Source organism: Micromonospora sp. WMMD737, assembly GCF_049179055.1.
GTDB lineage: Bacteria > Actinomycetota > Actinomycetes > Mycobacteriales > Micromonosporaceae > Micromonospora > Micromonospora reichwaldensis.
In genome coordinates this window covers 7,046,456-7,069,803 of sequence record NZ_JBMHMH010000001.1, presented here as the reverse complement: position 1 = coordinate 7,069,803, position 23,348 = coordinate 7,046,456, and the positions used below count along the sequence as shown (strand labels likewise).

20 protein-coding genes and 1 riboswitch are annotated in these 23,348 nt (G+C 74.3%); of the genes, 10 read left to right on the top strand and 10 right to left on the bottom strand.

Annotated features, from left to right (window positions below; all coding sequences use genetic code 11):
• Positions 1-35: 35 nt before the first annotated feature.
• The gene (locus ACN27A_RS31310) at positions 36-881 is read right to left on the bottom strand and encodes a C39 family peptidase (RefSeq protein ID WP_421458069.1); all 846 of its coding nucleotides are present in this window, start codon (positions 879-881) and stop codon (positions 36-38) included.
• A 229-nt stretch (positions 882-1,110) separates the two neighbouring features.
• Positions 1,111-1,251, bottom strand: a riboswitch (cyclic di-AMP (ydaO/yuaA leader).
• A 320-nt stretch (positions 1,252-1,571) separates the two neighbouring features.
• Complete coding sequence (locus ACN27A_RS31305; protein WP_421458068.1) at positions 1,572-2,810, bottom strand: acyltransferase family protein; 1,239 nt, start codon at positions 2,808-2,810, stop codon at positions 1,572-1,574.
• Positions 2,811-3,120: 310 nt separating this feature from the next.
• On the opposite strand from ACN27A_RS31305, the gene ACN27A_RS31300 reads away from it, so the two are divergent.
• The 3 genes from ACN27A_RS31300 (at position 3,121) to ACN27A_RS31290 (ending at position 6,669) form a co-directional block, all read left to right on the top strand.
• Positions 3,121-4,446 carry a polysaccharide pyruvyl transferase family protein gene (locus ACN27A_RS31300; RefSeq protein WP_421458067.1) on the top strand — a complete coding sequence of 442 codons (1,326 nt, stop codon included), beginning with the start codon at positions 3,121-3,123 and terminating at the stop codon, positions 4,444-4,446.
• A gap of 100 nt (positions 4,447-4,546) precedes the next feature.
• The gene (locus tag ACN27A_RS31295; protein WP_421458066.1) at positions 4,547-5,182 is read left to right on the top strand and encodes an alpha-ketoglutarate-dependent dioxygenase AlkB; all 636 of its coding nucleotides are present in this window, start codon (positions 4,547-4,549) and stop codon (positions 5,180-5,182) included.
• 164 nt (positions 5,183-5,346) lie between these two features.
• The gene (locus ACN27A_RS31290) at positions 5,347-6,669 is read left to right on the top strand and encodes a uracil-xanthine permease family protein (protein WP_421458065.1); all 1,323 of its coding nucleotides are present in this window, start codon (positions 5,347-5,349) and stop codon (positions 6,667-6,669) included.
• 220 nt (positions 6,670-6,889) lie between these two features.
• Here the strand turns inward: ACN27A_RS31290 and ACN27A_RS31285 are convergent, their stop codons facing one another.
• Together ACN27A_RS31285 and ACN27A_RS31280 are read right to left on the bottom strand one after the other, a co-directional pair.
• Entirely contained in the window at positions 6,890-9,379 is a 2,490-nt protein-coding gene (locus tag ACN27A_RS31285) for a DNA gyrase/topoisomerase IV subunit A (RefSeq protein WP_421458064.1), read from the bottom strand.
• A 29-nt stretch (positions 9,380-9,408) separates the two neighbouring features.
• Complete coding sequence (locus tag ACN27A_RS31280) at positions 9,409-11,466, bottom strand: DNA gyrase/topoisomerase IV subunit B (protein WP_421458063.1); 2,058 nt, start codon at positions 11,464-11,466, stop codon at positions 9,409-9,411.
• Positions 11,467-12,052: 586 nt separating this feature from the next.
• On the opposite strand from ACN27A_RS31280, the gene ACN27A_RS31275 reads away from it, so the two are divergent.
• Complete coding sequence (locus ACN27A_RS31275; protein ID WP_421458062.1) at positions 12,053-13,312, top strand: hypothetical protein; 1,260 nt, start codon at positions 12,053-12,055, stop codon at positions 13,310-13,312.
• Between the two features lie 159 nt (positions 13,313-13,471).
• Here ACN27A_RS31275 and ACN27A_RS31270 read toward each other — a convergent pair whose 3' ends face one another.
• Both ACN27A_RS31270 and ACN27A_RS31265 read right to left on the bottom strand, forming a co-directional pair.
• On the bottom strand, positions 13,472-14,113 hold the full coding sequence (locus ACN27A_RS31270) for a class I SAM-dependent methyltransferase (RefSeq protein WP_421458061.1): 642 nt from the start codon (positions 14,111-14,113) through the stop codon (positions 13,472-13,474).
• Positions 14,114-14,122: 9 nt separating this feature from the next.
• Positions 14,123-14,701 carry an Rrf2 family transcriptional regulator gene (locus ACN27A_RS31265; RefSeq protein WP_421458060.1) on the bottom strand — a complete coding sequence of 193 codons (579 nt, stop codon included), beginning with the start codon at positions 14,699-14,701 and terminating at the stop codon, positions 14,123-14,125.
• A gap of 113 nt (positions 14,702-14,814) precedes the next feature.
• Between ACN27A_RS31265 and ACN27A_RS31260 the strand changes: the two genes are divergently transcribed.
• From ACN27A_RS31260 to ACN27A_RS31250, 3 genes are all read left to right on the top strand, one after another.
• Positions 14,815-16,083 carry a globin domain-containing protein gene (locus ACN27A_RS31260; protein WP_421458689.1) on the top strand — a complete coding sequence of 423 codons (1,269 nt, stop codon included), beginning with the start codon at positions 14,815-14,817 and terminating at the stop codon, positions 16,081-16,083.
• Positions 16,084-16,302: 219 nt separating this feature from the next.
• A complete protein-coding gene (locus ACN27A_RS31255; RefSeq protein WP_421458059.1) occupies positions 16,303-17,520 on the top strand; it encodes a glycosyltransferase in 1,218 nt (405 codons plus the stop codon).
• 98 nt (positions 17,521-17,618) lie between these two features.
• Complete coding sequence (locus tag ACN27A_RS31250; RefSeq protein WP_421458058.1) at positions 17,619-18,482, top strand: alpha/beta fold hydrolase; 864 nt, start codon at positions 17,619-17,621, stop codon at positions 18,480-18,482.
• Positions 18,483-18,535: 53 nt separating this feature from the next.
• Here ACN27A_RS31250 and ACN27A_RS31245 read toward each other — a convergent pair whose 3' ends face one another.
• The gene (locus tag ACN27A_RS31245) at positions 18,536-18,706 is read right to left on the bottom strand and encodes a hypothetical protein (protein WP_165947796.1); all 171 of its coding nucleotides are present in this window, start codon (positions 18,704-18,706) and stop codon (positions 18,536-18,538) included.
• Positions 18,707-18,897: 191 nt separating this feature from the next.
• Between ACN27A_RS31245 and ACN27A_RS31240 the strand changes: the two genes are divergently transcribed.
• Positions 18,898-19,533, top strand: a complete 636-nt coding sequence (locus tag ACN27A_RS31240; RefSeq protein WP_421458057.1) for a hypothetical protein — start codon at positions 18,898-18,900, stop codon at positions 19,531-19,533.
• A 162-nt stretch (positions 19,534-19,695) separates the two neighbouring features.
• Entirely contained in the window at positions 19,696-20,061 is a 366-nt protein-coding gene (locus ACN27A_RS31235) for a hypothetical protein (RefSeq protein ID WP_421458056.1), read from the top strand.
• 127 nt (positions 20,062-20,188) lie between these two features.
• On the opposite strand, the gene ACN27A_RS31230 is transcribed toward ACN27A_RS31235, so the two are convergent.
• The 3 genes from ACN27A_RS31230 to ACN27A_RS31220 form a co-directional block, all read right to left on the bottom strand.
• Positions 20,189-20,716, bottom strand: a complete 528-nt coding sequence (locus tag ACN27A_RS31230) for a DinB family protein (protein WP_421458055.1) — start codon at positions 20,714-20,716, stop codon at positions 20,189-20,191.
• A gap of 60 nt (positions 20,717-20,776) precedes the next feature.
• Positions 20,777-20,968, bottom strand: a complete 192-nt coding sequence (locus ACN27A_RS31225) for a hypothetical protein (RefSeq protein ID WP_421458054.1) — start codon at positions 20,966-20,968, stop codon at positions 20,777-20,779.
• Positions 20,969-21,055: 87 nt separating this feature from the next.
• A complete protein-coding gene (locus ACN27A_RS31220) occupies positions 21,056-21,967 on the bottom strand; it encodes a DUF72 domain-containing protein (RefSeq protein ID WP_421458053.1) in 912 nt (303 codons plus the stop codon).
• A gap of 201 nt (positions 21,968-22,168) precedes the next feature.
• Here ACN27A_RS31220 and ACN27A_RS31215 point away from each other — a divergent pair, with 201 nt between their 5' ends.
• A complete protein-coding gene (locus tag ACN27A_RS31215; protein WP_421458052.1) occupies positions 22,169-23,239 on the top strand; it encodes a hypothetical protein in 1,071 nt (356 codons plus the stop codon).
• Positions 23,240-23,348: the final 109 nt, after the last annotated feature.

Sequence of the window (23,348 nt, the reverse complement as noted above, 5' to 3'; positions counted from 1 at the left end):
CCCCCGGGTGAGGAGCCGACGCCCGACGGCGTCGCTCAGGCGGAGTAGCCGCGGGTGGCGGCCCAGTTCGCCAGGGCGATGGTGCTCATCCAGTACGACGCGGTCGCCGGGTTCGCCGAGTCGGCGATCTTCACCAGCCGCCCCTCGTCCTGGTAGCCGACCACCGCGACGTAGTGGCCGCCGGGGAAGGAGTGCCAGCCGCCGTCGGTGTCCGTGGCGCTACCGGCGACGTTGACCACGACGCCCCGCCCGTCGGCGATGGCCGCGACGACGTCGGCCTGGAGCCGGTCCATCTGGGCCGGGGTGGCGGCGCCACCGGGGATCATCCGGGTCCGGTACGGGTCGCCCTTCACCGTCGCGTTCAGCACGCGGGTGGTGTCCTGGGCCGAGTCGGTGCCCATCTGGTCGGTGCCCAGCTGGGCACCGAGGGCGTCCTGGCTGCGCGCGATGCCGGCGGCGCTGAGGGCGTGCCGGACGGCCGCCGGACCACAGTTGTAGAAGGTGGTCTGGGCCTGGTAGTCGTAGTCCAGGCTCTTGGCGGCCGGCGGCTTCGGCGGCGCCGGCTTGCGGGTCAGGTCCGGGTCCGGGGCGGCGCTGGACGCGCTGGCCGACGGGGCGGCGCTGGACGCGGCCGGGGCGGCGCTGGACGGGGCGGGCGCGACCCGGGCCTGGCTGCGCGAGGCCGCGGCGTCGTCCCGCAGCTCGGTGGCGGCCACCGGGGCCTGCGCGGCGGCGGGGGCCTCGTCGGCTCCGGCCAGCAGCGCGCCCGTGCCCGACGCCAGCACGAGCGCCGCGGCGGACGCGGCGGCCAGCTGGTACGGACGCTCGGACGTGAGGCGACGCAGCTGTCGCTTGAGGTGGTGCTTCACGGTTTCCTCCACGGGCTCGGGGGGTGAGCGGCCGTCGGTCCGCGCCGAGGGCAGGACGGACCGCCGCGCGGACGGGCGTCCGGGCGGGTGGTGGACCACTCAGGGGATGCGCCCGGGACGCCGGGCGACGGACGGTGACCGGTGGGTCAGCTCATGACCTGCGGGCGGACGAGCGCGGTCACCGCGGCGCCGTGGAGACGGCGGCACAACCGAGGGGTGTACGGGTGTGGCATGAAGATGGAACTCCTTCCGACACCGCCGACCGGGTTAGCTGACGGATTCGGGCGGGAAGAACGCCCTACCACGGGCCCACGGCCCACGGATTCACCCCAACGAGCACTGGGTCCCCGGTTCGTCGTTCACGATTAGGCGGGTCGGCGCGGCGTCGCCTCTGGCGATCGGGTACCGCACCGGACGCGCCGACATTACTGGCCGGTCCGCGCCCTGCCAACCCCGTCCCACCTGCCTAAACCTTGATCGGGAGACAATTTTTGCGGGCACTTCGCCACTGACGCGACTCAATGGGACGACCGTTTCTGCGCGCACCTTGAGGCGACAACGGGACAAGTGGCGGGCAGCGGCGCCGAAACCCCGACAGGAATCGGCCGGGCCGCGCCCGATGACCGGTTCGCCGACGTGGTGACCGGCGTCACCGAAACGGTCGGGATTTCGTCGCCCGGACTCTCCGGCCGCCGGGGGCGCTCAGCGCGAGTCGGCGTACGTCGGTCGGTGGTCGCCCTGCGGATCGGCGGCCCGGGGGCGCGGCACGGCGCTGCCCCGGTCCCCCGGCGCCGCCCCGGGGCCGCCGGAGTCCTTCCCGGCGCCGTCCCCGTCCCGCGGCGTCCGGGCCGGCCTGCGCGGGGTGAGCAGCCGCATCATCGGCGTCTCGACGAGCCGGTGCAACAGGCCGGCCAGGGCCAGGTTGACCAGCAGGAAGCCGAGCACCACCGCCAGCCCCCACCAGCCGGTGAAGCCGACGCCCCAGTCGCCGGTGAGCCGCAGGACGGTGATCATCACGAGGACGTGCACCAGATAGAAGGCGAAGGAGACCTCGCCCAGCCAGACCATCTGCCGGGACCGCCACGGCGAGCGCCGCCCGCGCACGTCCGCGTCCGCCGCCGCGGCGATGACCAGGATGTACGCGACCGAGAGCAGCGCAGCCCACAGCTCGGCGCGGACCCACTGCGCGGCGACCACCCAGGTCGCCACGAAGAGCAGGCTGGCCAGCGGCAGGCCCGGCCCGCGCCACCGGCCACGCCGCATCAGCTCGGCGGCGGCGACGCCCATCCAGAACTCCAGCGACCGCACCGGCGGGAAGATCTGGGTGAACCACCAGCGGCTCTCCTCGGGCACCAGCGCCTGGGCCGGCCAGAGCGCCAGGATGAGCAGCGGCACCGCGACCACGACCGCCCACAGGGCCCACGGTCGGGCCCGGCGGATCAGCGGCAGCGCCAACGGCAGGCAGAGGTAGAAGAAGAACTCGCAGGACAGCGACCAGCTGACCGTGTTGATGCTGTAGAAGTGGCCCGGCCGCGGGTCCCACGCCTGAAGGAGGAACAGGTTCTCCACCGCCACGAACCGGTCCACGGGGTCGGCGAACCAGGCCGCGACCGCCAGCGCCGCCACCCACAGCACCACGTGGCTCGGCCAGATCTTGGCCACCCGGCGCCGCCAGAACGCCCGACGGGTGTCGGTGGGGCGGGCCGACCAGACCAGCACGAAGCCGCTGAGGATGAAGAAGAACTGCACGCCCGACAGCCCGAGGGCGAAGGCCCAATCCACGACGGCCTTCTGGCCGGGCTCGGCGATGATGCCCATCGTCGCGACGTGGAAGCCGAAGACGAGCAGGGCGGCGACCCAGCGCAGCCCGGTCAGCGACGGCAGGCGGCTGGCCGGGGACGCGTGCCGGGCGGCCGGCGCGACGGTCGCGGCGTCGTTCATGCCGGCATCCCGACGATCCGCAGGGTCACCAGCACGTACGTCTCCTCCTCGACCCCGTCCTCAGGGCCCCGAAGGTGCCCCGTGGCGGTCCACCGCTCGGCGCCGCCCCGCCGGGCACCCTACCCGCCGGGCCTGAGGCTCTGTTCCGTCCCGTCCGCGAGTGCCCGTTCTGTCCCGTGGGGTAATCCCGGGTCCCCCCGTCCCTCCGTGACCGTTGCGTCCCCATCCGTGACGGCGGTGGCGGGCCTCCGGGTTCCGGCCGATCGGGTGGCTAGTATTCCCAGACCCGGAGGTGACGAGAGGCGGGCGGATGCACCAGCGAATCCTGATGCGGGCGAAGAAGGGCCCGTTCGACGTCTACTCGGCGGAGGAGACGCACGAGCGGAACTGGATCGGCGACAACAACGGCAACCTCGTCTTCAGCCACGCCGCCCACAAGCTCCTGCGCACCGCCACCGCCGAGATCACCTCGACCGAGTTCAGGATCAACCCGCGCGACGCCGACATGATCAACGAGCGGTACGACGTCTACGTCGTACCGCTCGCCAACGCCTTCCGCCGCAGCTACGCCCACCGCGTCGAGGCCATGACGAAGCTCATCGAGCAGCTGAAGATCCCGGTGGTGGTGCTCGGGGTGGGCGTGCAGACCGACGTCAACGGCGACCGGGAGTACCTCCGCCCCATCGACGACGTCGTGACCCGCTTCGTACGGGCGGTCCTCGACCGCTCGCACAGCATCGGCGTACGCGGCGAGATCACCCGTGACTACCTGCGCACCCTGGGCTTCTCGGCCGTCGACGTGATCGGCTGCCCGTCGATGTTCCTGCACGGCGACAGCCTGCGGGTGGAGAAGAGGAAGGCGTCCCTGTCGCCCGACGACAGGCTCGCGCTCACCGTCTCCCCGTACGTCACGTCGATGGCGGAGATCATCGCCCGGCACCACGAGCGGTACCCGAACCTGCGCTACCTGCCGCAGGACCTCAAGACGCTCGGCACCCTGCTCTACGGCGACGCCCCCGGCGACCGGGGCAGGACCAGCAGGATCCCGATCCACACCTCGCACCCGCTGTTCACCGAGGACAAGGTGCGGATGTTCGTCGACCCCTGGACCTGGATGGACTACCTCTCCGGGTTCGACTTCGCGTTCGGCACCCGGATCCACGGCACCATCACCGCGCTCATCGCCGGCACGCCCGGCTACCTCTTCGCGCACGACTCGCGCACCCTGGAACTCGCCCGGTACTTCGAGATCCCGCACCGGGTGATGAAGGACGTGCCGGTCGACGTCGACGCCGCCCAGCTCTACGCGGAGGCGGACTACACGGCGCTCAACGCCGGCCACAAGTCGCGCTACGAGACGATGCTCGCCTTCCTCACCAAGCACGACCTGGGCCACGCCTTCGCCGACGGCGACAGCGCGGCCCGGTTCGACGCGCAGGTGCGCTCCACCGCCTTCCCGCCCGCCGTACGCCCGGCCGCCGCGACCGCCCCCGACGCGCTGCTGGAGCGGATCCAGTGGCTGCGCGACCGCAACGTCGAGCTGCGCAAGGAGACGGAGACGCTGCGCGGGCAGCGCCTGCAGGCCCGGGTCAAGCAGGTGATCGGCGGCCGGGTGCGCCGGATGCTGAACCGCTGAGGCGGGGTCCGCACCGTCCGACCGGCCCCTCTTGACGGCGGGTCGGCGGGCGGGCGACGCGTCCGTACACCTGTACCAACACGCCGGGTACGCTGGGCGGATGACCGGGGCCGCCTACCAGCCGTCGATGTTCGACCTCACCGCCACCGGACCGTCGCTGAGCCCGCTGGCCGACCGGCTGCGCCGGCACCCGCTCACCCACGGCGCGTGGGTCGACCATCTCCCCGGCTGGGTCACCGGCTCCGACCAGGTCTTCGACGTCCTGCTGCGGGACGTCCCCTGGCGGGCCGAGCGCCGCACGATGTACGACGCCGAGGTCGACGTGCCCCGGCTGCTCTGCTGGTACGCCGGGCACCGCCCGCTGCCGCACCCGCTACTCACCGAGGCGCGCGCCGCCCTCACCCGGCACTACGCCCCCGAGCTCGGCGAGCCCTTCGTCACCGCCGGCATGTGCCTCTACCGCTCCGGCCGGGACAGCGTCGCCTGGCACGGCGACACCCAGGGCCGCTCCGCACACACCGACACCATGGTCGCCATCGTCTCGTTCGGCTCGCCACGCACACTGCTGCTGCGGCCCCGCGGCGGCGGCGACAGCCTGCGCTTCCCACTCGGCCACGGCGACCTCGTGGTGATGGGCGGCTCCTGCCAGCGCACCTGGGAGCACGCCGTGCCCAAGACCACCCGCCCCGTCGGGCCCCGCGTCAGCGTCCAGTTCCGCCCCGCCGGCGTCGCCTGACCCGCCCCGACGCAGGCAACCGTCGCGTCCCCCAACGGCGGCGCCCAGGCCACCAGCCGAAACCCTGCCGGGCCACCGGCCGGGCCGAGCCGGGCCTCTGCTAGAAACGACTCCTGGGTTTCACCTGCGCCCCCGTCACCTCTTGACGACGCGAAGGGCGTTCCATGACCCAGTCATCCACCGAGCCGCGCTCCCGTTGGTCCGCCTGGGCGGTCCACGGCGACGGCCGGTCCATCCGCCCCGGCGACGTGGTCCACCCCGACGAACGCCTCTCCTGGCCGCGCACCCTCGGCGTCGGCGTGCAGCACGTCGTCGCGATGTTCGGCGCCACCTTCACGGTGCCGCTCATCACCGGCTTCCCGCCGGCCACCACGCTCTTCTTCTCCGGGCTCGGCACGCTGCTGTTCCTGCTGATCACCGGCAACCGGCTGCCCTCGTACCTCGGCTCGTCCTTCGCCTTCATCGCGCCGGTGCTGGCGGCCAAGGCCGGCGGCGACATCGGCCCGGCGCTCGGCGGCATCGTCGTCGCCGGCGCGGCGCTGGCCGCCGTCGGCCTGATCGTCCAGCTCGCCGGATCGCGCTGGATCGACGCGCTGATGCCGCCCGTGGTCACCGGGGCGATCGTCGCGCTGATCGGCCTGAACCTCGCCCCGGTCGCCTGGGACGGCGACGGGAGCGGCACCGGCGTGAAGGCGCAGCCGCTGATCGCGGTGGTGACCCTGGCCGCCATCCTGCTCGCCACAGTGGCCTTCCGGGGCTTCCTGGCCCGGCTCTCCATCCTGCTGGGGGTGGTGGTCGGCTGGGTCCTCGCCGCCGTGCTCGGCGACCTGGATCCGAAGGCGGTCGACGGCCTGCGGGACGCCGCCTGGGTCGGCCTGCCCGAGTTCCACGCGCCGAGCTTCAGTCTGCGCGCGGTCGTGCTGGTGATCCCGGTGATCCTGGTGCTGATCGCCGAGAACGCCGGGCACGTGAAGGCGGTCGCCGCGATGACCGGCCGCAACCTGGACCGCGACATGGGCCGGGCGTTCATGGGCGACGGCCTGGCCACGATGCTCGCCGGCTCCGGCGGCGGCTCCGGCACCACCACCTACGCGGAGAACATCGGCGTGATGGCGGCGACCCGGGTCTACTCCACCGCCGCGTACTGGGTGGCCGGCCTGACGGCGGTGCTGCTCGGGCTCAGCCCGAAGTTCGGCGCGCTGATCCTCACCGTGCCGGCCGGCGTGCTCGGCGGCGCCACCACCGCCCTGTACGGCCTGATCGCCATCCTCGGCGCGCGGATCTGGATCGAGAGCCGGGTGGACTTCCACGACCCGGTGAACCTCATGACCGCCGCCGTCGCGGTGATCGTCGGCGCGGCCAACTACACCCTCACCGCCGGCGACCTCTCGTTCAACGGCATCGCCCTCGGCACCGCCGCGGCCCTGACCGTCTACCACGGCATGCGCCTGGTGACCCACCTCCGCGGCACCACCCCCACCCGCTGACCCAACCCGGCCCCCCGCCCCGCCCCTCGCAGCGTTGATCATGAAGTTAGCGGGGCAATATGCCCGATTCCGACCAGCCAACCTCATGATCGACGGGGGCAGGTGAACCGGCGGGGGGGGCGGGAGGCGGGAGTGCCAGCGACCCGTCGAGCGGGGCTGGGTGGAGCGCAGGGAGCAGGAAGGGCCGGCTGCGGTGCAGCCGACCCTTCCTGCTGACAGGTCAGTCGCGTTCGATCTGGTGGCCGACGACGGTGGGACCCAGCATCACGGCGAAGCCGGAGCCGTCGCGGCGCGGGTCCGCCGCCGGCAGCTCCACCGGCTCGCCGGTGGCGGTGGCGGCCACCGGACGCGACCCGACCCAGGCGACGGCCACGTCGGTCTCACCCTTGAGGAAGCGGTGGGCGCGCACGCCGCCGGTCGCCCGCCCCTTCGCCGGGTACGCCTGGAACGGCGTCACCTTCACCGTGGCGCCCGTGGAGGTGACCACCATCGGCTCGCCGTGACCCGGATCATCGGTGCGGACCGCACCGAAGAACACCACCCGGGCACCGGCGGGCAGGTTGATGCCCGACATGCCGCCGCCCTTGGTCCCCTGCGGCCGGACCAGCCCCGCGGCGAACCGCAGCAGCGACGCCTCCGACGTGACGAAGGTGAGCGTCTCCGCGCCGTCGGTGAGCCAGGTCGCCCCGACCACCTCGTCGCCCTCCCGCAGGCCGATCACCTCGAACTCGTCCGAGCGCACGGGCCACTCCGGCGCGCAGACCTTGACCACGCCCTGCCGGGTGCCCAGGGCGAGGCCCGGGGAGCCCTCGGCCGTCGGCCCGAGCGGGGCCAGCCCGACCACGGTCTCCCCCGATTCCAGCGGCACCAGCTCGGCGGCGGCCATCCCGCCGCGCAGCGACACCGTCCCCGCCTGCTCGGGCAGGACCGGCAACGGCAGCACGTCGACCTTGAACGCCCGGCCGGCGCTGGTCACCAGCAGCACCTTCCCCCGGGCGGTGGAGTGCACGACGGCGCGTACGGCATCGTGCTTGGTCCGGCCGTGCCGCCGGCGGCCCTCGGACGCCTCCTCCGACTCCGCCGCCGTCCGGGCGACCAGCCCGGTCGCGGAGAGGATCACCTGGCAGGGGTCGTCGGCGACCTCCAGCGGGCCGGCCGGCGCGGACGCGGCCAGCACCTCCTTGAGGTCCCCGTCGACGAGCGTGGTGCGGCGCGGGACGCCGAACTGCTTCACCACCGCCGCCAGCTCGTCGGAGACGACCTTCTTCAGCACCTTCGGGTCGTCGAGGATCGTGGAGAGCTCGGCGATCTCCTTGCGGAGCTTCTCCTGCTCGGCCTCCAGCTCGATCCGGTCGTACTTGGTCAGCCGGCGCAGCGGGGTGTCCAGGATGTAGGTGGCCTGGATCTCGGAGAGCCTGAACTTCTGCATCAGGCCGTCCTTGGCGGCCTGGGCGTCCTCGCTGGCCCGGATGAGCTTGACCACCTTGTCGATGTCGAGCAGGGCGATCAGCAGGCCGTCGACCAGGTGCAGCCGCTCCTCGCGCTTGCGGCGGCGGTACGAGCTGCGCCGGGTCACCACCTCGTAGCGGTGGGCCAGGAAGACCTCCAGCAGCGCCTTCAGCCCGAGGGTCCGCGGCTGCCCGTCGACCAGCACCAGGTTGTTGACGCCGAACGACTGCTCCAGCGGGGTGAGCCGGTAGAGGTCGGCGAGCAACGCCTGCGGGTTGACGCCGACCTTGCACTCGACGACCAGGCGGGTGCCGCTCTCCCGGTCGGTGAGGTCCTTGACGTCGGCGATGCCGGTGAGCCGCTTGGTCTTGTTGACCTCGTTGGTGATGGCCGCGATGACCTTCTCGGCACCGACGCCGTACGGCAGCTCCACGACGGTGATCGCCTGCCGGCCCCGGCTGCCCTCCAGCGGGCCGATCTCGACCTTGCCCCGCATCCGCACGACGCCGCGCCCGGTCTCGTAGGCCCGACGCACCTCGTCGAGCCCGAGCAGCAGGCCGCCGGTGGGCAGGTCGGGGCCCGGGACGAACTCCATGAGCTTGTCGAGGGTGGCGTCGGGGTGGTTGATCAGCCAGCGGGCGGCGGAGACCACCTCGCCGAGGTTGTGCGGGATCATGTTGGTCGCCATGCCGACCGCGATCCCCGACGCGCCGTTGACCAGCAGGTTGGGGAACGCGGCGGGCAGCACGGTGGGCTGGGTCAGCGAGCCGTCGTAGTTGGGCTCGACGTCGACCGTGTCCTCGCCCAGCTCGCCGACGAGCAGCATCGCCTCGCGCGACATCCGGGCCTCGGTGTAGCGCGCCGCCGCCGGCCCGTCGTCCGGGCTGCCGAAGTTGCCGTGCCCGTCGATGAGTGGCACGTTCAACGAGAAGTCCTGGGCGAGCCGGACCATCGCGTCGTAGATCGCCGTGTCGCCGTGCGGGTGGTAGCGGCCCATCACGTCGCCGACCACCCGGGCGGACTTCACGTGCGCCCGGTCGGGGCGGAAGCCCGCCTCGTTCATCGCGTAGAGGATGCGCCGGTGCACCGGCTTGAGGCCGTCGCGGGCGTCGGGCAGGGCCCGGGAGTGGATCACCGAGAAGGCGTACTCCAGGTAGGAGTCGGAGACCTCGGTGACCAGCGGGTTGTCGAAGACCCGCGCGCCGGCCTGGTCGAAGGCGGACAGGTCCACCTTGGCGCGGTCGTCCTTGCGGCGTGCCATCGTTCAGCTTCCCTCTCGGCGGGCGGTGCTCATGCGTCGATCGCCTCGCGGTCGACCCGGTCGGCGGAGTCGATCAGCCAGTTGCGGCGCGGCTCGACCTTCTCCCCCATCAGCAGTTCGAGGATCCGCTCGGCGGCGTCGACGTCGTCGAGGGTGATCCGGCGGACGGCCCGGGTGGCCGGGTTCATCGTCGTCTCCCACAACTCGTCGGCGTCCATCTCGCCGAGACCCTTGAAGCGCGGGATCGGGGTGACGATCTGCTTGCCGGCCTTCTCCAGCTTGCGGACCGTCGCCTCCATCTCCGCCTGGGTGTAGGTGTAGATCGTCTGCGGGTTGCGCCCCCTGGTGGTGATCTTGTGCAGGGGCGGCATCGCCGCGTAGAGGCGGCCGGCCTCGATCAGCGGTCGCATGTAGCGGGCGAACAGCGTGATCAGCAGGGTGCGGATGTGCGCGCCGTCCACGTCGGCGTCCGCCATGATCAGCACCCGGCCGTAGCGCATGGCCGACAGGTCGAACGTGCGGCCGGAGCCGGCGCCGAGCACCTGCACGATGGCGGCACACTCGGCGTTGTCCAGCACCTGCTGGAGGTTGGCCTTCTGCACGTTGAGGATCTTGCCTCGAATCGGAAGAAGCGCCTGATATTCGGCAGATCGGGCAAGTCGCCCCGTCCCGAGTGCGCTGTCCCCCTCCACGATGAACAGCTCACTGCGCTCGATCCCCGCCGCGCGGCAGTCGACCAGCTTCGGCGGCATCGACGCGCCCTCCAGGGCGGTCTTGCGCCGGGCGGCGTCCTTCTGCTGCTTCTGGGTCAGCCGCACCCGCGCCGCGTCGACGATCTTCTGGAGGACCGTACGCGCCTCGGCCTTGGTCCGGCGGTCCTCCAGCCACGCCTTCAGGTGCTGCTCGACCAGCCCCTGGATCACCTTCGTGATGCCGGCGGTGGAGAGCTCGTCCTTGGTCTGCGAGGTGAACTGCGGCTCCGGGATCCGGACGTGCACGACCGCGGTCATGCCCTCCAGCACGTCGTCGAGGGTCGGCGGGTCCTCCTTGGCCTTGAGCAGGCCACGGGTGTTGCGGACGGCGTCGGCGAGGGTACGCGCCAGGCCGCGCTCGAAGCCCTTGCGGTGGGTGCCGCCGTGCGCGTTGCGGATGGTGTTGGTGAAGCACTCGACGGTGCGCTCGTAGCCTGTGCCCCAGCGGAAGGCCACCTCGACCTCGGCCCGACGCTGCACGTTGGACTGCATGACGCCGTTGGCGTCGGCGGCGTTCTCCCGGTAGGTGCCCTCGCCGGTGACCATCAGCATGCCGGAGACGGGCCGGTCGCCGGCCGGGGCGAGGAACTCCACCATGTCCGTCAGGCCGTCGGGGTAGTGGAAGCTCTCCTCGGTCGGCTCCTCGCCGGTGTGGTCGCGCAGCGTGTAGTTCACGCCCGGCACCAGGAACGCCGTGTTGCGCAGCTTCATCCGCACGGCCTCGGCGTCCAGGCGGGCGCCGGTCTCGAAGTAGCGCGCGTCGTGCCACCAGCGGATCGAGGTGCCGGTGCGCTGGCCGCGCTTCATCGCGCCGACGATCTGGAGGCCGGGGCCCGGGGTGAACGCCGCGTCGGGACCGTCGCCGTCGAAGATCCCCGGCACGCCGTGCCGGAACGACATCGCGTGGACCTTGCCGCCCCGGCGTACGGTCACGTCGAACCGGCGGGACAGGGCGTTGACCGCCGAGGCGCCCACGCCGTGCAGACCGCCGGAGGTCTTGTAGCCGGAGCCGCCGAACTTGCCGCCCGCGTGCAGCCGGGTGAGCACCAGCTCGACGCCGGAGATGCCGGACTTCGCGTGCACGTCGGTGGGGATGCCCCGACCGTCGTCGTCGACCTGGACCGAGCCGTCGGCGTGCAGCGTCACCTCCACCTTCGTGGCGTGGCCGGCGACGCCCTCGTCCGTCGAGTTGTCGAGGATCTCGTTGACGAGGTGACCCACGCCACGGCTGTCGGTGGAGCCGATGTACATGCCGGGCCGCTTGCGGACGGCGTCCAGCCCCTCGAGGTGCGTGAGGTCGTCGGCCCCATACAGGGTCTCAGGCTCTGCGGTCAACTGGTCGTACTCCCAGGTCTCGGCGATGTGGTGCCGCGTCCGACGTCGTCGGCCGGCCCGCGCGCCGCAGCGAGCCTAACCGGGAGATGCGACAGGACGACGGCACCCCGCAGCGAGGCACGCGCCTCGTCGCGGGTCGGGCCCGGGCGGCAGGGTAGCGCGTTCCGCCCGGTTCCGGCATATCGGAGCCACCGTGACCGGTTTGCGTGCGGGGCCGGTCGCGGGTGGTCCACCCGGACAACAACGATGCCGTGGCCGGCCTTCCCCCACGCGGCGGGCGCCACCACGGACGCCGGGCCCCGGGCACCCGGACGCCGGGGTTCTCCGGGCGGCAACGCCGGCCCTCGGGCACGGGAACGCCGGTTCTCCGGGCGCCCCTGGTGGCCGGTGTCACGGGCCGCCGACACTCCACCGCCGACGCGCCGGACCTGCGCTCCGACCGCCGACGCCGCCGGGGCCACGGCCGGGGCGAGTGTGTCCCTCTCGGAAAGATCTTGTTACGGGCCATTGACGCCCGTCGCGCCGGAGTGATCTGATCGCGCCCTCGGAGGATCTTTCACGTTTCGATGGACAGTTAGGGGACGTCATGTCCAGGTTCCGTCGTACCGCACTCGCGGCGGCGCTCGCCGTCGCCACCGCCACCCTGTCGACCGCCGTCGGGCTGAGCGCCCCGGCCTCGGCGGCCCCGCCCACCGCCGCGGTGGCGCTCGGCGACAGCTTCATCAGCGGCGAGGGCGCCGGGGCGTACACCCCGGTGACCGACGCCAACGGGGTCGCCCAGGGCTTCCCGGGCTGGACGGCCGCGAACAACAACGCGTTCTTCTGCCACCGCTCGGCGAACGCCTCACTGCACCGGGCCAACCTGCCGGGCATCCAGGACCGGTTCAACCTCGCCTGCTCCGGCGGGCAGCCGCACGACATCGCCGCCGCCTCCTCGGCCCGGGCCAACGGCCGTCAGGTGGCCGCCCAGCTCGACCAGCTCCGCGCGGTCGGCCGGACCCACGACATCGACCTGGTGCTGCTCGGGCTCGGCTCGAACAACAGCTCGTTCACCTTCGGCAACGTCGCGGAGAAGTGCGCCAACCGGTTCATCGCCGACGCCTGGACCGGCTGGTGGGAGTTCTGGGCCTACCTGAACGGCCCCGTCGAGCAGAAGCCCTGCTCCGACGCCGACCTGGCCACCGCCGCCCAGTGGAGCGCCGCGACGGCGGAGACCACCTCGGCCGTACGCCAGCTCCTCGCCACGCTGCGCGAGATCGACGCCGACGGCCAGCACCGGATCGTCTTCCAGGACTACACCAACCCGCTGCCGTTCGACCTCGCCCCCGGGTTCCACGAGGAGGACAGCCGGGACGACACCCGGGACAAGTTCCGCGCGCTGGGCGCCGAGCGGTACGCGGCCGGCTGCCCGATCCACCGGGCCAGCCTGCTGCCGGGGCACCGCTTCTCGCAGGGGCTGGGCACCCTGGTGAAGTCCACCCGGGACACCCTGGCCGCCGAGTTCCCCGGCGCGGACCTGGTCTACCTCAACGTGCAGCGGGCCTTCGACGGTGCCCGCCTCTGCGAGTCGGGCACCAGCCCGGCCGGCACCCTGGCCACCCCGATCCGGTTGCAGGACAGCCCGCCCAACGGCGTCTTCGTCACCAGCCTCGCCGGCAAGGACAAGATCGCCATCCAGCGGATCGCGAACACCTGCGTGAGCTACTTCCAGACCTGCCAGGAGTCGTGGCACCCGAACGCCGCCGGCCACCAGGTGCTCGGGCAGTGCCTGACGGGCGCGGCCACCACGGGTGCGCGTTCCGTGGCCTGCGTCCGCGCCGGGGACGGCTCGATCACGGTCTCCTGACCGCGACCGCGTCCCGGAACCCCGTGCCGCCCGGCACGGGGTTCCGCCACGTCCGGGCCCGGAACGGACCGACGCGGCAACGGTGAGGGGCACCGGTCCGCCGGCCACGGACAGCCGACTCAGTCACGGACGACTGGCACGGCCACGGACGGCGGTGGATCAGTCGCGGGTGGCCACGCCGAGCACGTGCGGGGCGGCGGGGGCCGGGAGTCGGCTGTCGGGGAAGCGGAACGCGTCCAGCTCGGTGACGGTGAAGCCCGCCGCCCCGATCGCGGCCACCGTGTCGCGGCCCGTGTGGCAGCCGCCGCAGAGCAGCGGCCAGACGGTCGCGTCGGCCAACCGCTGCACGCGGCGCAGGCCGGGACTCTGCGCGCGTACGTGCTCGAAGAAGCGCACCTGACCACCGGGCCGCAGCACCCGGCGGGCCTCGCGCAGCGCGGCGGCCTGGTCGGGCACCGAGCAGAGGACCAGGGAGAGCACCACCGCGTCGGCGTCGCCGTCGGGCGCCGGCAGCGCCTCGGCGAGGCCGTCGACCACCTCCACGGGTACGGGAGCCGTGGCCGCCGCCTCCCGGGCCGCCGCCCGGAGCCGGGGCTCCGGTTCCACCGCCAGCACCCGCTCGACGGTGCCCGGGTAGTGCGCGAAGGTGCGGCCGTTGCCGGCGCCGACCTCGACCACCCGGCCCGCCAGGCCGGCGACGAGGCGCCGCCGGTGAGCGGCCGCCCCGGCGCGGTCCATCGCCACGCTCGCCCGCTGGAACACCCGGGCGAAGACCGGGTGGGAGACCGCGTTGCCGGGCATCGTCACTTCTCAGACCGGACCGGGTACGACCGGCCGGGCTCCGGCGGGCCCGACAGGCGACGGCGTTGCGTGGGGCTCCGGCGGGCCCGACACGGTCGCGGAGGGCGACGCGCCGCGCCCCGGCGGCCCCCCGGACGGCGTCGCGTCGGTCGCCGGCCGGGGGCGGGGCAGGCCGAGGGCGAGCAGCGCCGGGCCGGTCGGCCCGGCGACGAGCTCGCCGAGGGTCACGTCGTCCAGCACGGCGAGGAAGGCGTCGCGGGCGCGGCGCAGTTCGCCGCGCAGCCGGCAGGCCGCGCGCAACGAGCAGGCCGGCTCGTCGCAGGACACCACCTCGTCGTCGCCCTCGAAGGCCCGGACCACGTGTCCGACCGTGGCGTTCCCGCCGTCCTCGGCGAAGGCCACCCCGCCGGAACGACCCCGGATGGTGACCAGCACCCCGAGCCGCTGCAACCGCTGCACCACCTTGGCGACGTGGTTGCGGGGCAGGTCGAGCTGGTCGGAGAGCTCGTCCACGGTCATCCGTCGCGGGTTCGCGGCGGCGAGCATGGCGATGCGCAGCGCCATGTCGGTGGACCGGTTGAGCTTCACGCCTCGACCCTAGCCAGCGCGGTCGACCGCCCACCACGGCCGGCCGGGCCCCGGATGTGATCCGGACGACCCTCGACCCGGGACCTTCGGCCCTGAAGAGGTATTTCTAATACCTGTTTTGCTGTCGGGGCCCGAGCGGTTCAGTCCAGAAGGAGACAGTCGTGCTCTCGGAGTCCTCAGCAGCAGTGGTGACGGCGACCCTGCCCGCCGTGCAGGCGCACGGCGAGGCGATCACCGGCCGGTTCTACGAGCGGATGTTCGACGCGCACCCCGAACTGCTGAACATCTTCAACCGCAGCAACCAGGCCACCGGCACCCAGAAGGCCGCCCTCGCCGCCGCCGTGGTCGCGTACGCGGAGCACCTGACCGGCGGCAGCCACGCACCGTGGGGGCCGATCCTGGACCGCATCGCGCACAAGCACGCCTCGCTCGGCATCACCGCCACCCAGTACACGATCGTCGGCCGGCACCTGCTCGCCGCCGTCGGCGAGGTGCTCGGCGACGCGGTCACCGACGAGGTCGCGGCGGCCTGGGACGAGGTCTACTGGCTGCTGGCCTGCGAGCTGATCGCCCGGGAGGCGCGCCTCTACACCGTGGCCGGGCTGGCCGAGGGCGAGCCGGTCTGGCGGGACTGGCGGGTCGTCGCCCGGGCCACCGAGGCGCTGGACGTCGTGTCGTTCACCCTGGTCCCGGCCGACGGCGGCCCGGTGCCCACCTTCGTCCCGGGCCAGTACACCTCGGTCGCCGTCGACCTCGGCGGCGGGCGCGGTCAGCAGATCCGCCAGTACAGCCTCTCCGGCCGTCCCGGTGCCGACCACTGGCGGATCACCGTCAAGCGCGTACGCGGTGTCGGCGACGCCCCCGACGGCATGGTCTCCACCTTCCTGCACGAGTGCGTGGGTGTCGACGACGTCCTCCGGCTCAGCCCGGCGTTCGGCGAGGTCAGCGCAGTGGCCGGGGAGGGCCCGCTGCTGCTGGTCAGCGCGGGCATCGGCCTGACCCCGGCGATGGCAGCCCTGGAGCACCTGGCCGCCACCGAGCCGCAGCGCCCGGTGGTGCTGGTGCACGCCGACCGGGCCGGCGCGGCGCACGCGTTCCGCGGCGAACTGCCGCGCCTGCACGCCGCGCTGCCCAACCTGCGCACCGCCCTCTGGTACGAGGACCTCACCGACGGCGAACTGGCCGGGGTGACCGCCGAGGTCGTCGCAGGCCGGGTCGACCCGGCGTTGATCCCGCTCTCCCCCGACGCCCACGTGCACCTCTGCGGGCCGCTGCCGTTCATGAACACCGTCCGGGGCGGCCTGCTGCGCCGGGGGGTGCCGGTGGAGCGGATCGCCTACGAGGTCTTCGGGCCGGGCATGCTCCACGACGACCGGTCCTGACCGGCCGCGACCGGGCGGTCACGGGCGGTGGGGCGGTTCGCCCCGCCGCCCGCCGGCCTCTCCACCCGACGGACGGCCCGTCAGGACGAGCCGGGCAGGCGGCGGTTAGGAGGGAAGGTCGGGGGTAGGGACTTCTGCGGCGGGGTCCGCCAGGCGGCGAGGAGACGCCCCGGGGCTCGACCGGGTCCCCGCCGACGGGCCGGCCGATGGAGGAAGCACATGCGTATCGCGATGATCTCGGAGCACGCCAGTCCGCTCGCCGTCGGAGGGGTGGAGGAATCCGGCGGTCAGCACACGCACGTGGCGGAACTCGCCGCCGCGCTGGTCGGCGAGGGGCACGACGTCCGCGTCTACACCCGCCGGGACTCCACCGTCCCGCCCGACTCCGTGGTCACCCCGGACGGCTACCGGGTGTGCCACGTGCCGGCCGGTCCGGCACTGCGGGTGCCGAGGGACGAGCTGCTGCCGCACCTGGGCGAGTTCGGGCGCTGGCTGGCCGGTCAGTGGCGCGACGGCGACTGGGCGCCGGACGTGGCGCACGCCCACTTCTGGACGAGCGGGCTGGCCACCCTGCACGCCGGCCGGCGCACCGGGGTGCCGGTGGTGCTGACGTACCACAGCCTCGGCTCGGTGAAGCGGCGGTTGCCGGGCGCCCGGGACACCAGCCCACCGGGCCGGGTGGGCTACGAGCGGGCCCTGGGCCGGGCCGCCGACCGGATCATCGTGCAGTGCCAGGACGAGGTCGGCGAGCTGGTCCGCCTCGGCGTGCCCCGGTCGCGGATGACGATGGTCCCCGCCGGGGTCGACCAGGAGCTGTTCCGTCCCGACGGGCCCGTCGCCCCGCGCGACCCGGCCCGCCCCCGGATCATCACCGTCGGCCGGATGGTGGAGCGCAAGGGCATCCAGGACGTCATCCGAGCGCTGCCGGCCGTGCCGGACGCCGAGTGCGTGGTGGTCGGCGGCCCGCCGGCGGAGTTGCTCCCCGCGGACGGCTTCGCCCGTCGGCTCCGCGCGCTCGCCGAGTCGTGCGGGGTCGCCGACCGGGTGAAGCTGCTGGGTGGGCTGCCCCGGGAGGAGCTGGCCCCGTGGTACCGCTCGGCGGACCTGCTGGTGGCCGCCCCCTGGTACGAGCCGTTCGGGTTCACCCCGCTGGAGGGCATGGCGTGCGGCGTACCGGTCGTCGGCACGAACGTCGGCGGGATCGCCGACACCGTGGTCGACGGCCTGACCGGCGACCTCGTGCCGCCCCGGGACCCCCGGGCCCTCGGCACCGCGGTCCGCCGGCTGCTCGCCGACAAGGTCCGTCGCTTCGCGTACGCGACGGCGGCGCTGGACCGGATCCGCAACCGGTACTCGTGGAAGCGCTGCGCCGAGCAGCTGAGCACGGTCTACGCCACGGTCAGCACGGTCGGCCGGCCCGCCCCGGCGGTGGCGTAGCGCGGGGTGGTGGTGGGCGCCCCCCGGTCGTCGCCCGGGACGTGACGCCCACCACCCCACGGTTACCCGCCGGTAGCCTCGGGCCGTAGCCTGGGCCGGTGAACGCGACGGGGGAATACCGGCAGGAGTTCGTCGAGGTCGACGGGGCCCGCCTCGGGCTACAGGTGTATCCGGATCCGGAGGGCGTCGCCGACGCCCCGCTGGTGCTGATCACGCCCGCGATGGGCGTCCGGGCGCGCTACTACCGGCCGTTCGCCGCCGCGCTGCGCGCCGCCGGCCTGGCCGTGGCGGTGGCCGACCTACGCGGCACCGGGGAGAGCAGCCCGAAGCCGAGCCGCGCCTGCCGGTACGGCTACCCGGAACTGGCCGCCGACGTGGGCGCCGCGCTGGCGGCGCTCAAGTCCCGGCGGGACGGGCGCAGGACGCTGCTGCTCGGGCACTCCCTCGGCGGGCAGGCGGCGCTGCTGCACCTCGCCCTGCACGGCGAGCACGACGTCGACGGGCTGGCGCTGGTCGCCGTCGGCGTACCGTGGTGGCGCAGCTACCCGGGCCTGCGCGGGTACGGCGTCCTGCCGTACACCCAGGGGATCGCGGCGACCGCCCGGCTGCTCGGCGTCTGGCCGGGCTGGGGCTTCGGCGGCCGGCAGGCGCGCGGGGTCATCCGGGACTGGGCGTACACGGCGCGGACCGGGCGCTTCCCGCACCTCGACGGGGTGGACGCCGAGGCGGCCGTGCGGGCGCTGCGGACCCCCGTCCTCGCGGTCAGCGTCGACGACGACCAGTACACCCCGCACGAGACCGTCGACCACCTGTGCGCGAAGCTGGTCGCGGCGCCCGTCGCGCGCGAGCGCTACACGCCGGCGCAGGCCGGCGCCCGAATGGACCACTTCACCTGGGTACGCGCGAGCGCCCCGCTGGCGGCCCGGGTGGCCCGCTTCGCCGCCGACCTGCCGGCCCGCTGACCCTGGCGGCACGCGTCCCGGGCGGCGCGACCACCGCCCGGGACGCGTGCCGCTCACTCGTCGGTGTCGACGGGCACCATCTCGCCGTCGCGCTCCACGCGGGTCTCGCCGCGCTCGGCGGGCGGCGGCACCTGGGCCGTGGTCCTGCGCGGATCGTTGTCCGGGTGCATCAGCACCGCGTCGGTCGACGCGGTCTTCTCCCGGCTCTCCTCGGGCTGCGACATCCGCTTCCCCTCTCGCTCGGGTCGTCCGACGAACTACCCGCGCCGGCCCCGACGACTCCTCGCACCCTCTCCGGCGACAGGGCCACGGGTCCGGTATCTGTGCGGCCGAGGCGTATCGGCAGGTCACGGGCGGGATTAGCCGGCCGGGCGGCGGGTATGCCGCACCGCCCGACACGGTGGAAGGGGATCAGATGTCCGAACGGCACACCGCACTGCGCTCGATGCACGACCTGGGCCTGGCGGCCTGGTTCGGGGGCTCCCTGATGGGAGCGTTCGGCGTCAACGGCGCGGCGGCACAGATGAACGACTCGACCCAGCGGTTGCCGATGGCCTCGGCCGGCTGGGCCCGGTGGACCCCGGTGAACGCCGCGGCGATCGGCGCCCACCTGGCGGGGGCCGTCGGGGAACTGGTGACGGAGAGCCCCCGGGTGGCCGCCCAGTCGGGGGTGGCCCGGGCCAGCACGCTGAAGACCGCGTTGACGGTCGGCGCGCTGGCGGTGACCGGCTACAGCCGACTGCTCGGCATGAAGCTGGAGAAGGCCGGCGGACCGGCGGTCGAGGGGGTCACCGAGCCGAACTCGCACACGCCGTCGAACGTGGCGTCGTGCCAGCGGCAGATGCGGATGCTCCAGTGGGCGATCCCGGCGATGACCGGGGCGCTCATCGTGATGACCGCGTACATGGGCGAGCAGCAGAAGCCCGGCGAGGTGTTCCGGGGGATGTTCGGGCGCATGGGCGGCATGCGGAACGCCCCGAAGGGGCTGGGCGCGCTCATGGCGATGGGCGGGACCAGGCAGAAGCGGATGGCGAAGTCCGGCCGCTGCTGACCGACGTGCCGCCGGACGGCGTCCCGCCGACTCCTCGGCGGCGGGGCGCCGCTGCGCGCGTCCCCACCCGCCCGCGCCGGGGCCCCGGGGCGCGGCGAGGCATGACCGCCCCGGTGACGGGCATTCGGGGCCGGTACCGGCGGACCGAGCAGCGAGGTGGCCATGACGGCAGGAGAGGGACGCGGCGGGGGCCGACGCGCACCGGAGGCGACCACGCCCTGGGTGACCAGGGACGGCATGGACGCGGAGGCGCCGTGGGGCGTCGGTGAGCACGACCCCATGAACGAGGGCAGCGAGGAGACCGCCGTGCCGGAAGGGCGGCGCGGGGAGCGGCGGGCCGACGAGCCGGCGGGACCGTCCGGCCCCGCCGGGCGGCACGGCTTCGGCCCGGTCGAACCGACACCCACGCGGCCGGCGGGCCCCGGCGCGCCGCCCGACCCGGCGCCGGCCCGACGGTCCTTCCCCGACGCCGCCGACGTCGAGGAGCGGACGGAGGACGCGCTGCGGACCAGGGGCCGACGTTCCTGACCGGCACGCCCCGGCGCGGGGCTGCACGAGGCGTGGCTCCCCGACCTGGGCGCCCCCCTGCTGCGGACGCACGCCGACGAGGCCGAGCCGCGCGGACGGGACCGCCCCCGGCCGGAACGCCCGGCGGTCAGGCGCGCCCCGCCGCCCGCAGCAGCCGGAGCTGACCGATCTCGGCCGCGTTCTTCATCAGCTCGGCGTTGACCCAGCCGAGCATGTGCGCCACCGTGTGGCCCGGGTCGTCCTGCCACGGGAACGGCGCGGTGCCGTCGAGGTCGGCGTCGGTGAGCCGGTCGAGGTGCCCCAGCCACTCGGCGCGCAGGCCCCGCAGCCAGGCGACCGTCGGCTCGCCCGCGCCCGGCCATCGCACGTCGGTGCGCTGCCGTGCCGGCCGTCCCCCGAGATGGTCCATGGTCACCGTCCACCACCAGCCCATGTGCCAGGACAGCCAGCCGATCGTCGGGACCGGCACGGGGTCGGGTTCGGTGTCGGCCCAGTCGGGTGTCCAGCCGCCGGCAGGATCGCGACGCACCGTCCAGCAGAGCGCGGCCGGTTCCCAGAGGAAGTCCGCCGCGTCGAGGCGCTCGAGGTGGTACTCGAACAGCGACCATGTCAGGTCGAACTGCCAGCGCAGGAGCGCACGGGAGGTTGTCGCCATCCGGCGATCATGCCGGAGGGCACCGGCCCGGTCCACGGAATTGGACCCCGCGCGGCGGGGTCAGCCGCCGGCGCTGTCCTCTCCGGCGACCTCGGCCGGGTCCGCCGCCACCGGGTGACCGGTGTCGTCCACCAGAGCGGGCGCCATGCTGCCGCCGTGCGCCTCCTGCGCCTCCCGGGTCTCGCGCGCCGCCGCGTCCTCCGGTACGCCCGGCGTCACCTCCCCGGGGTGCTCCTGCCGCTGCTCACCCATCACCGCGTCCCCTTCCGTCGCTCACGCCCCCGCCGGTACCCGGGCGGCCGGCGGGGAAACCTGGCCGCCGTGCCGACGATCCCGTGCTCAGGAGGGCGAACCGGCTCCCGCCCGGTCGCGTCCCGCCGGGCGGACCCCGAGCAGCTGCGCGAGTCGGGCGGCGTCACGCTGGGCCTGGTCGCCGCAGCAGTTGTTGAACAGCGCGTGCAGCTCCCCCGCCTGCCCGGCCAGCTCGACCAGGAGTTCCGACCAGCGGCGCAGTTCCTCGTCGCCGTACGCGTAGCGGAACTTCTCCTGCTTGTCCCCCGTCTCCCAGGCGGTGCTGTGGCCGTGGAACCGGACGACCGCCAGCTCCGCCGTGGCGAACAGGATGGGCGGCACCGACGAGGCGTGCCCCTGCGGCATGTCGACGCAGACGAACGACAGCCCGCGCTCCCGCAGGAACCCGAGCGTGTCCAGCGCGGCGGTGCCGTCGAACCAGGACGCGTGGCGCAGCTCGACGGCGACCCGCCACGGCTGGCACCGCTCCGCCAGCTCGGCGATGCGCCGCTCGGCGGCGGCCCCACGGGCCAGCCACGGCGGAAACTGGAGCAGGACCGCGCCGAGCCGGTCGGCCGCCGCGATCGGGTCCAGCGCCGCGCGGAACCGGTCCCACAGCTCGTCGTACGCGGCCGCGGGGAGGTCCCGGCGGCGGATCCGGCTCGGGCCGCCGGCCGGGCGCAGGTCGCGGGGCAGCGCCGCCACCGGTGTCGGGTGACCGGTGAAGAGGCTGAACGCCTTGACGTCGAAGGTGAAGCCCTCGGGCGTGGCGTCCACCCAGCCTCGCGTCGTCTCCGGCACGGGCACCGCGTAGTAGGAGGTGTCCACCTCGACCAGCGGGAAGCGCCCGGCGTAGAAGTCGAGCCGACCGGCCGGGGTGTTGGCCGCGCGGGGATACCAGCCCGAACGCAGCAGCATCTGGTCCGCCCAGGACGACGTGCCCACCTTGATCACACCCATGTGATCCAGTGCACCGCGCACCGGACGAATCGGCAACCGCTGGCGGAAACCCGGCGTCCGGGCATTCCGCGCGGGGCGATCGACCGACGCCAGTGATCATGGGCGGACCCGCGGAACCGGTCGGTCCCGGCCGGCACTTGTCGGACGTCACACCCCGGCCCGTGTGACGGCCCGACGGCCCGTGACGCTGAGGGACACGAGATGAACGCACACCGGATGGACCAGGAGACCGTCGAGCGGCTGCTCGACGGCCCTGTCCTCGACCCGCAGGACGGCCCGCAGCCCCTCACGTCGCTGTTGGCGGCGGTCCGCGCCACGCCCCACGCCGACGAACTGGCCGGCGAGGAGACGGCCGTCCGGGCCTACCGGCTGGCCCGGGCCGGCAACCCCCTCGGCCGGCCGGAGCCACGCCGCCGTCGCGCCCTCACGGGGTTCGGCGTACGCGCCGCGCTGGCCGGTGCCGCCCTCGCCCTCACGGGCGGGGTGGCCCTCGCCGCCACCGGGGGCGCGCTGCCCCATCCGCTGCGGGGACCGGCACCCACCACCGCCGCTCCCAAGCCCGCCCCCACCACGGGCGCCGCCCCCACGAGGGCCCACCATCCGCCGTCCGCCCCCACGGGCGGGATGGACGGTCGGCCGGAGCCGGACGCGGCGGTGCGGGAGTCGTGCCGGGCGTACCGGGCGGACGCCGGCGACGGCGGTCTCCCGGACGCGGCCGCCTTCGGCGACCTGATCCGCGCCGCCGGTGGCCACGGGGAGGTGGCCGGCTACTGCGAGCGGGTGCTGGCCGACGCGCCGCAGAGCCCCGCCCCGCACGGCAGCCCCTCCAGCGGGCCGACGGTCACGCCGACCGGCCACCCCGGAGCCGACCCGACGGGCCACCCCGGAACCGACCCGACGGGCCATCCGGGAGCGGAGCCGACCGGCCGACCCGGAGCCGACCCGACCGGCCGACCCGGAGCCGACCCGACCGGCCGACCCGGAGCCGACCCGACCGGCCGACCCGGAGCCGACCCGACCGGCCGACCCGGAGCCGACCCGACCGGCCGACCCGGAGCCGACCCGACCGGCCGACCCGGAGCCGACCCGACCGGCCGACCCGGAGCCGACCCGGGCCGGCGGACCGGGTCGCCGCCCGCGGCATCGCCGTCGGCCACGGCCGCGCGACCGGCCGGGCCCGGCCCCGCCCACCTTCCGCCGGCGCAGGGGCGCCACACCGCCGCGCCGAGCGTCGGCGGGTGGGCTGACCGGACCGCCGAACCGCCGGGTTGAGCGGCGGCGAGGCGGGCTGACCGGGCGGCGCTCGTCCCTGCCGGCACGCCCTCCCCCGGCGGCTGGCCCGCGTGGCGTCGGCCGGTGACCTCGGCTCCAGGCTGCTGGT